The 6,580-nt window shown below is 60.9% G+C and carries 8 protein-coding genes and 1 pseudogene; all 9 read right to left on the reverse strand.

Annotated features, from left to right (window positions below; genetic code table 11):
• Nucleotides 1-873 (reverse strand): phage tail tube protein (locus T370_RS0120860; protein ID WP_156034480.1); only part of this gene is annotated, 873 nt, incomplete at its 3' end.
• A 12-nt stretch (nt 874-885) separates the two neighbouring features.
• Nucleotides 886-1,281 carry a phage tail terminator-like protein gene (locus T370_RS0120865; RefSeq protein WP_029436884.1) on the reverse strand — a complete coding sequence of 132 codons (396 nt, stop codon included), beginning with the start codon at nt 1,279-1,281 and terminating at the stop codon, nt 886-888.
• Nucleotides 1,268-1,735, reverse strand: coding sequence for a hypothetical protein (locus T370_RS0120870; RefSeq protein WP_029436885.1), 468 nt, complete (start codon nt 1,733-1,735; stop codon nt 1,268-1,270). The genes T370_RS0120865 and T370_RS0120870 overlap by 14 nt, the downstream gene beginning before the upstream one ends.
• On the reverse strand, nt 1,735-2,133 hold the full coding sequence (locus tag T370_RS0120875) for a gp436 family protein (protein ID WP_029436886.1): 399 nt from the start codon (nt 2,131-2,133) through the stop codon (nt 1,735-1,737). The genes T370_RS0120870 and T370_RS0120875 overlap by 1 nt, the downstream gene beginning before the upstream one ends.
• Nucleotides 2,133-3,077 carry a Mu-like prophage major head subunit gpT family protein gene (locus tag T370_RS0120880; protein WP_029436887.1) on the reverse strand — a complete coding sequence of 315 codons (945 nt, stop codon included), beginning with the start codon at nt 3,075-3,077 and terminating at the stop codon, nt 2,133-2,135. Before T370_RS0120880 ends, T370_RS0120875 begins: the two co-directional genes overlap by 1 nt.
• Nucleotides 3,077-4,144 (reverse strand): phage protease, encoded by a 1,068-nt coding sequence (locus T370_RS0120885; protein ID WP_029436888.1) that lies wholly within the window; start codon nt 4,142-4,144, stop codon nt 3,077-3,079. Before T370_RS0120885 ends, T370_RS0120880 begins: the two co-directional genes overlap by 1 nt.
• Nucleotides 4,145-4,352: 208 nt before the next feature.
• Nucleotides 4,353-4,916 carry a phage virion morphogenesis protein gene (locus T370_RS23255; RefSeq protein WP_034507391.1) on the reverse strand — a complete coding sequence of 188 codons (564 nt, stop codon included), beginning with the start codon at nt 4,914-4,916 and terminating at the stop codon, nt 4,353-4,355.
• 100 nt (nt 4,917-5,016) lie between these two features.
• On the reverse strand, nt 5,017-6,360 hold the full coding sequence (locus T370_RS23945) for a phage head morphogenesis protein (protein WP_051643935.1): 1,344 nt from the start codon (nt 6,358-6,360) through the stop codon (nt 5,017-5,019).
• A pseudogene (locus T370_RS0120900) lies at nt 6,347-6,580 on the reverse strand (phage portal protein family protein); the annotation flags it as partial. The pseudogene T370_RS0120900 and the gene T370_RS23945, both read right to left, overlap by 14 nt.

The following is a 6,580-nucleotide window of genomic DNA, read 5'->3' on the forward strand; positions in this document are numbered from 1 at the left end:
AAGCGTCGGATCAAGCGCGGCGGACCACGGGACATTGAGCTGGATCGGGCCTTCGGACTGCACGGAATCGTCAGCGCCGGTCAGCGTGATGGAAGGGATGAGGAACGTGTACGAATACTCGCCGCGCTCAAGGGTGAATTCCAGTTTCACGCGGGAATCGTTGATGAAATACTCGGGAAGGTTCCCGTCAATATAGAACGCCGAAAGCGTCCCGGTAAGCGTGCTGCGGCCCCAGCTCACGGCCTTCGCCGAACGGTCGAAAATCGCGTACTGCGGCTCAATCCCGTTGGCGAGGGTCAGATCAATGCCGGTCACGACGGCGATCGCCTGATTGTCGATCTTGAGCGAGCCCTTGAAGCTGTCGAACGGATCGGTTTCGCCCACCGGGGTGGGGGACGCCGCGAGCGGCGTGGTGCCCCGCTCGCCGGAAAGCCCGACAATAGAGAGCGTGCCGGAAAGCATTTCATTGGGCTTTACCGAAAGCGAGAACTGATTGACGAAACAGCCGGTATACGTGGCGTACTGATTGATATTGGTAAACGCCCGCTCAAGCGTGAAGGCATGGACCGCGACACCGGCTTTCAGGACGTTTTCCGTCCAGTTTCCGGCAAGGGCCGCTTCAAGGAACGGGTCATATTCCTTTGCCCCGAACTCGAACGCGATATCCCCGGCGATCTTGTCCACGCCGGTACGGTGGAAGGGAATCTGACGGTCAGAACGCAGGGCGTTCGACGTGAACGTGTCGCGGGTAAGCGTCAGCGAGCAGGAATTATGGTTGAGCTCGGTCATGGCGGGCGACGCGGGCGTCGTTCCCGGCGTCGTCTCTTTGACATATCGGAGCCCGTGTTTTGCGCCTGATGCGATAGTGTACATACTGAACGTCCTTTAGGCTTGGAAGGTGTAAAAGCCCACGTTGACCACGACCCCGGTGCGCTTGCCGTCACAGGCGGGTCCGGACTTGCGGGGTGTGGTGATGGTGATGGTCCCGTCGTCGAAGTGAATATCCTCCCCGCGCGGGAATTTCCGGGCGACCTGATCGGCGAGGGTCGCGACAAGCGCGTCTTCCCCGGCTTTAGCCATCACTTTAATCTCGATCCGTCCGTCGATCTTGGTGAGGCCGCTCATACCGAGCGTGGCCTGCTTCTGGTTCTCGAAGACTACCTGCGCCCGAAGGTGCGAGGCGTGCGGCGGGACAAAGGGCTCGCCTTCCCATCCGAGAGGAAGGGCAAGGGCGCGGGCGGCGAGCTGGACCTTGTCTTTCAGGGTGTCATAGAGATTCATGGTTTTTCTCCGCTGGCGGGGTGAGCGTGAAGGCTTGCCCCCAGAGCACCGCCCACGCCCACGCACCTCTTCTTTCCAGTTCTTCATCGTCCAGAGGGGCAATGGATCGTATCTGGGCAAAAGACGTATCAGTGAGCCCGAACATCTGCCCGTGGATCGCGTGGACAACCTCGTCAACCACGGCGAGCCCGTCCATCTCCCGCTCTTCCTGTCCGGTACCGCCGTAAATCACGACGATGGCGGCAAACTGTCCGTATACGTCAAGGTCAAACGAATCCGTTGATGCGGTGTTTTGTGCCGACAGGATGGTCACGAGGACCGTCGCCGGACCGAGAGACTCGCGCAAAACTTCGGCTGCGTCCGCCCCGCCGGATATGGCCTCGACGGTGACGTCCGGGAGAAGCAAGCTCAACTCCCGGATCGCCGCATCGCGTATTTCCACAAGGCTCGGCATTACCAATTCCTCGTCCCGGCGTTGATTTCGACGCCGTCCGCCGTTTCACCGGATGCGGAACCGGCGCAGGGAAGCGACACAATGCCCGACGCGACATCTTTGAGCCATGCCACGGTCGACTTGTACCGGGTGATAATCGGATCTTTTTCGGACACGTCGCCGCTTGTGAGCCGGTAGCGCACAATGTCCGCCGTCACCATCATGACCACGGGCGGCACGGGGTCGGCGAGCGGCACGGCGTAACGCGAGGCAAGATAACTGTCCACTTCCGAACTTGCGTAGCCGATAGCCGTTTCCAGCGCCTCCCGGTCAATCGCGTTCCCCTTTTTCTTTGTGGAGAGCGTGATCACTTCACGCTCTCCGAACAGGGAAACAAGGTCCTCAACGGTGGCGTACATTACGCAAGCCACGGGCTGACGATAATGGTTGCCGCGTCGAACCAGATGTTGCTCGCGCCGTACTGATCGCGTTCCGCAACAAGGATTTCGCGGGCATCGGCCTGCAACGTGGGCGGGACGACAAGCAGCGTCCCGGTCTTGCCGCCGAAGCCAAGCCCAAGGGGCCGTCCGCCGTCGGCCTTGAAGCCTTGCATGGTCTCGAGGGCGAGCTGGAAGTTGGCGGCGGTGAGATCGTCCGTGCAGCAAACGGCCTGTTGCCAGAAGCCATACCCGCCGTTGCAGCGGTAGCGGATACCGAAGGGAAACTCGTCGTAGTCGAAGACCGTGTTGTTCGCCGTGGACGTGATCGCTTCGATCTCCGGCTTGGTGCGCTCCTGAAAGATGAAGGGCTTGAGGGGGCGGGACACGTCGAGCAGATACCACGCCGTCTTGTCGGTAACGACGCTTTCGACAGCCGCAGGCCGGAGAAGATTCGAGGTATTCACAACCGATCCCGTGCCGTCGACGTTCGGATAGACCGGGTGATCGGCTGCGAAGAACTTTTTGCCGTCGTAGCAGTCCTCGGTTCTCCCGGCGGCCAGAAGCCCGAAGACGATCTCGTCGGGATGGGTGGCCGCCGCGTAGCCCATCTCACGGAACAGCGGCGCGTAGACGTCAAGCGTGTCGTCTTCAAAAGCCGTGCGGGGAATCTTGACGGACGCCTCGTACTTCTTGTTCGTGACCGAATAGCCGAATTCCTTCATGCTTTTGTAGGCACGCTGTCCGGTCCATTCGGCGAGCTTCGGGAACTGCCCGAGCCAGCCGTAGGTAGTGGAGGCAGCCGTGGAGGCTACAAGGGTGGCGAGCATCGCCCACTGGGAAGGGGCCGCCGCCTTGGCTTTTTCAAAGACGTCGCTGTAGCCCACCCGAAGCGAGTTGAGCAGTGCATTAGTGGCAACGGGCATCAGTTCTTCTCCTTCGCCTTCGCGGCGATAAAGTCTTCTTCGGAAATACCGGCGACCTTCGCGGCGTACCGATCTTCATCCGTCAGAGCGGCGGTGCGCGGCGTACCATCGGGAGGCGTGCCGCCGGTCTGCGTACCTTTCAGGGCGGCAATGGGCGTGGTGGAAGACGCGATATAGCTTTTGACGGCGTCCGGGTGGGTCTTCGCGGTGGCCTTCGCCCACGCTTCACAGGACTTCGGCAAGCGTCCGTCGGCAACTGCGGCGTCGATCTCGGCGGTGAGCCCGGCGAGGACGCCGTTGTCTTCCAGTTCCTTGACCCTTGCGGACAGCGCCGCGTTTTTCTCCTGCACGGCGGTGAGCATGGCGGCGGGAACGTACTTGGTGGGGTCCGGATCGGCGGCCTTCAATGCCGCGATCTCGGTATCCTTTTCGGACAGGGCCACGGCAAGCGCCTTGCCGTCCGGGAGCTTTTGAAGCTCCGTCAGCATGGCGTCTTCCGTCGCGTCGGCGGCAAGGCCGAGCAGTCTGCACAACTTGTCGGCAAGCTCTTTCTTCATAGGAAGATCGTCCTCTGCCCGCGCGGCGACGGCGGCCATGCCGTCAAGGGCGGGATAGTTTGTCAGGGCCGCGCTTTTCAGTTCAAGCACGGCCCCGGTTTCAGGATCAAAAGTGAAAACGGGCGAAATGTAACGATACTCGTCAGCTTGGATGAACGCGCGGGCGGCGTCCGTCCACTTGACCGTGGCATACAGACCGTCCGGTTCCATCTCCAAAGACTCGATCCAGCCCGCCGCCGGGGCGGGCTTGCCGTTTTCGGCGGCGTTCATGGTCTGGTGCTCGTAGTCCACCACAAGCGGCGTCTCGCGCGCCTGCCAACGGGCAACTACGGCGGCGGCAATAGTGGGGGTGATGGTCCACGCCTTGACTTTGACGCCCTTGAGCGTACCGGGCCTTCCGTCGCGGGCGGAAAATTCGCCCACCGGGAAAAGCTGGATGCGTCCGGGCGCGGGGCCGCCCGCATCGGTCAAAACGCGGGCGGCGATGGAGGAGGTGTATGCGGTGCTCATGGCGTCAGAATAGCAGGGCTGTGGAACCGTGCCAGTTGACGCATGTCAGCGGGTGGAAAGGCGGGGGAACGGGTACGGACGGGAAAAGCGGGGGAGGAAAAAGAAGCGACGCGCCGATAAAGGCCGTTAGACCCCCGTTAGAAAATGCGTAAAGCAAAAAGACGGGCCGTCATTCATCTTGAGATAAAAACGGCCCTGAAAACGGCTTTTACGGCTTGAGGGCTTTTTGCAGGTTTCGGGTGATGGTGTCGAGCATGTCCTGGATGTCCGTCGGGCCGACGCCCAGGAACGGGCGGGCGGGGATAACCGATCCCGGATGATTCACGGATCGCCGGAATCCGATCCCCGGGATCTTGAGCGCCTTGCCTTTTTTCGCCCGGATGATGCGCGGCCCCGTCTTGCCGCCAAATTGGTGAATGGCGGCATAGGGGACGTTCGTACCGACAAGCGCGTAGCCGGGGCCGATCTCGCGCACGGCATAACGCCCGCCTGTGTTCGCAATACTTCCCACGAGCAGACCGCTGTCCTGCAACATGTTGACAACGGAGCGGCCTTTGCCTTCCCGCTGTTTCTGCCTTGCCGCCGACAGCGGTTGCCACGGCGTGCCTGTAGAGGGATCAGCATTGTTCTGGAAGGCGCGGGCCGAAGCGTCGATCATGATTTCCGACAGCGCACGCATGGTCGGCGTCGTGTCGGTCAGGGACGCGATGAGCCTCCCCAGAGCGACGCGCAACGCCTCGTCGGATATGCTGATTTTGATAAGTTCGCTCATTGACTCCCCAGATGGAAGAAGGTATTTTATAAGAAATCCCGCAAGTGTCCCCCGAATTGGCAATGGGGCGGTGAGCATCGCTAGCGCTGATTATACAGGTTCAATTCCTGTCCTTGCGGGACAATTTTATTTCAGCCATTCCGCGTCGTTTTATCTCCCACCTCTTCTCTCGATAGGCCGTTGCAACCCCGTCATATTTTCCTATCTTCTTCATCGCTCTAGTGTCCCCGGACGGCATGGAAAGCGGCATGATGACGCACCACTCCGGATCGGGGTCAGGGAATACATACAAGGCGTTGTTGTGGGAAACGTCCCAATAGACCGCCTCGGGATCGGCAAAATTTTTCGCCAGTGCCTTGTATTGCTCCAATGACAAGGCTTTTCCCACTTCTTGATGTATCCCCCTGTCTACATGGACGGCTTTCTTGTCCGTCATGACGGCGATGCGGGCCGGGTCCAGCCCGGCGGCCTTGGCGGCGGCCACCACTTCCGGCTGCACAAGCCCCACCACCACGGCGTCGCCCGTCTTCCATTTTGAGGCCAGCTTTTCCTCTATCCACAAGCCGAAAGCCGCGTGCCGGGCCGGGGCGTTGTTGATAGCCTGCACAACTTCGGCATAGAGCGCATCGCTTTTGATAAGCTCCAGCTTTTGCGCCAGCTCGCAGTCAAGTTGATAGGTCGTATAGCCCGCGCTGTACGAAAAGCCCGTGTCCGTCCAATGTGTGAGGCCACCCGGTCTTTCCTGCCAGCCCCATACCTCCCGGATAACCTGCTGGTTTTCCGGGGCGCGGGGGTTGACGACAACCTCCCGGCTTATCATGCGGCCTTCGCCGCTCTCCGGGGTCAACCCTTCCCGTTCAAGCTGCACGTCCGAAAGCGCCCGCACCCGACAGCGGCAATAAAAGCCGTTGGGGGGATAGTGCGTTTTCCAGAACGGATCGTCATAGCGGAAGACCTTGCGGTGGAGCGCCCGGTGGTGTGGGCGGGTGCGGCTGTCGAGTACCGCGACATACATCCACCACGGCCTTTCCTCCGCGTTGGCGAGCATGGCCCGGTAACGCCCGTACATGTAGGCGCTCTGGACGTTCTGAAAAAAGATCAGGGACAGGCGCGCCGGAAGATCCAGCCCTCTTTCCGTCACCTCTCCCGTTTTCGGGTTGACGCTCTGTCGCTTCCCGGTCCAGCCCTTCGCCCGCAGGATCGGGGCCAGATCGTCAATAAACATCTTTCCCGTCCTGCCGTTTTTGACGGCGTCAACCAACCCTTTTTTGACGTCTTCCAGAAGATCAAACCGGGTCATGCCGGATACGGTGACGGCCTTGGCCTGCGCCTCCTGCCAAATGTCGTACCAATGCCGCGTAGGTGTAATGCCCTTGCTTTCAAGGTAGGCCACGGCGTCACGCGGCGGGAGCCCTAGCGCGTAGACGAGATCAGGCGTTTGCATCGGCCTCTTCCCGCGCGCTGGCTTCGCCGATGATGGTTGCGAGCATGATCGCCCGCGCCATAAGCTCTTGCAGCTTCGCCGTGTCCATCTTCGGATACAGATCGCCAAGGCGCACCAAAAGCTCGGCGGGCTCCACACCCTCCCGGATTTCGTCAAAAAGGGGTGCGAGCAGTTCGGCGCACGCCGCCGACAGCTCCGCGTCGGGAGCCATGTCGTCGAT

Source organism: Bilophila wadsworthia ATCC 49260 (assembly GCF_000701705.1).
In the GTDB taxonomy this organism is placed as follows: Bacteria; Desulfobacterota; Desulfovibrionia; order Desulfovibrionales; family Desulfovibrionaceae; genus Bilophila; species Bilophila wadsworthia.

Coding starts and splice junctions, on each gene's coding strand:
- T370_RS0120865 (WP_029436884.1), bottom strand. CDS start 1,281: ATGAATCTCTATGACACCCTGAAAGACAAGGTCCAGCTCGCCGCCCGC.
- T370_RS0120870 (WP_029436885.1), bottom strand. CDS start 1,735: ATGCCGAGCCTTGTGGAAATACGCGATGCGGCGATCCGGGAGTTGAGC.
- T370_RS0120875 (WP_029436886.1), bottom strand. CDS start 2,133: ATGTACGCCACCGTTGAGGACCTTGTTTCCCTGTTCGGAGAGCGTGAA.
- T370_RS0120880 (WP_029436887.1), bottom strand. CDS start 3,077: ATGCCCGTTGCCACTAATGCACTGCTCAACTCGCTTCGGGTGGGCTAC.
- T370_RS0120885 (WP_029436888.1), bottom strand. CDS start 4,144: ATGAGCACCGCATACACCTCCTCCATCGCCGCCCGCGTTTTGACCGAT.
- T370_RS23255 (WP_034507391.1), bottom strand. CDS start 4,916: ATGAGCGAACTTATCAAAATCAGCATATCCGACGAGGCGTTGCGCGTC.
- T370_RS23945 (WP_051643935.1), bottom strand. CDS start 6,360: ATGCAAACGCCTGATCTCGTCTACGCGCTAGGGCTCCCGCCGCGTGAC.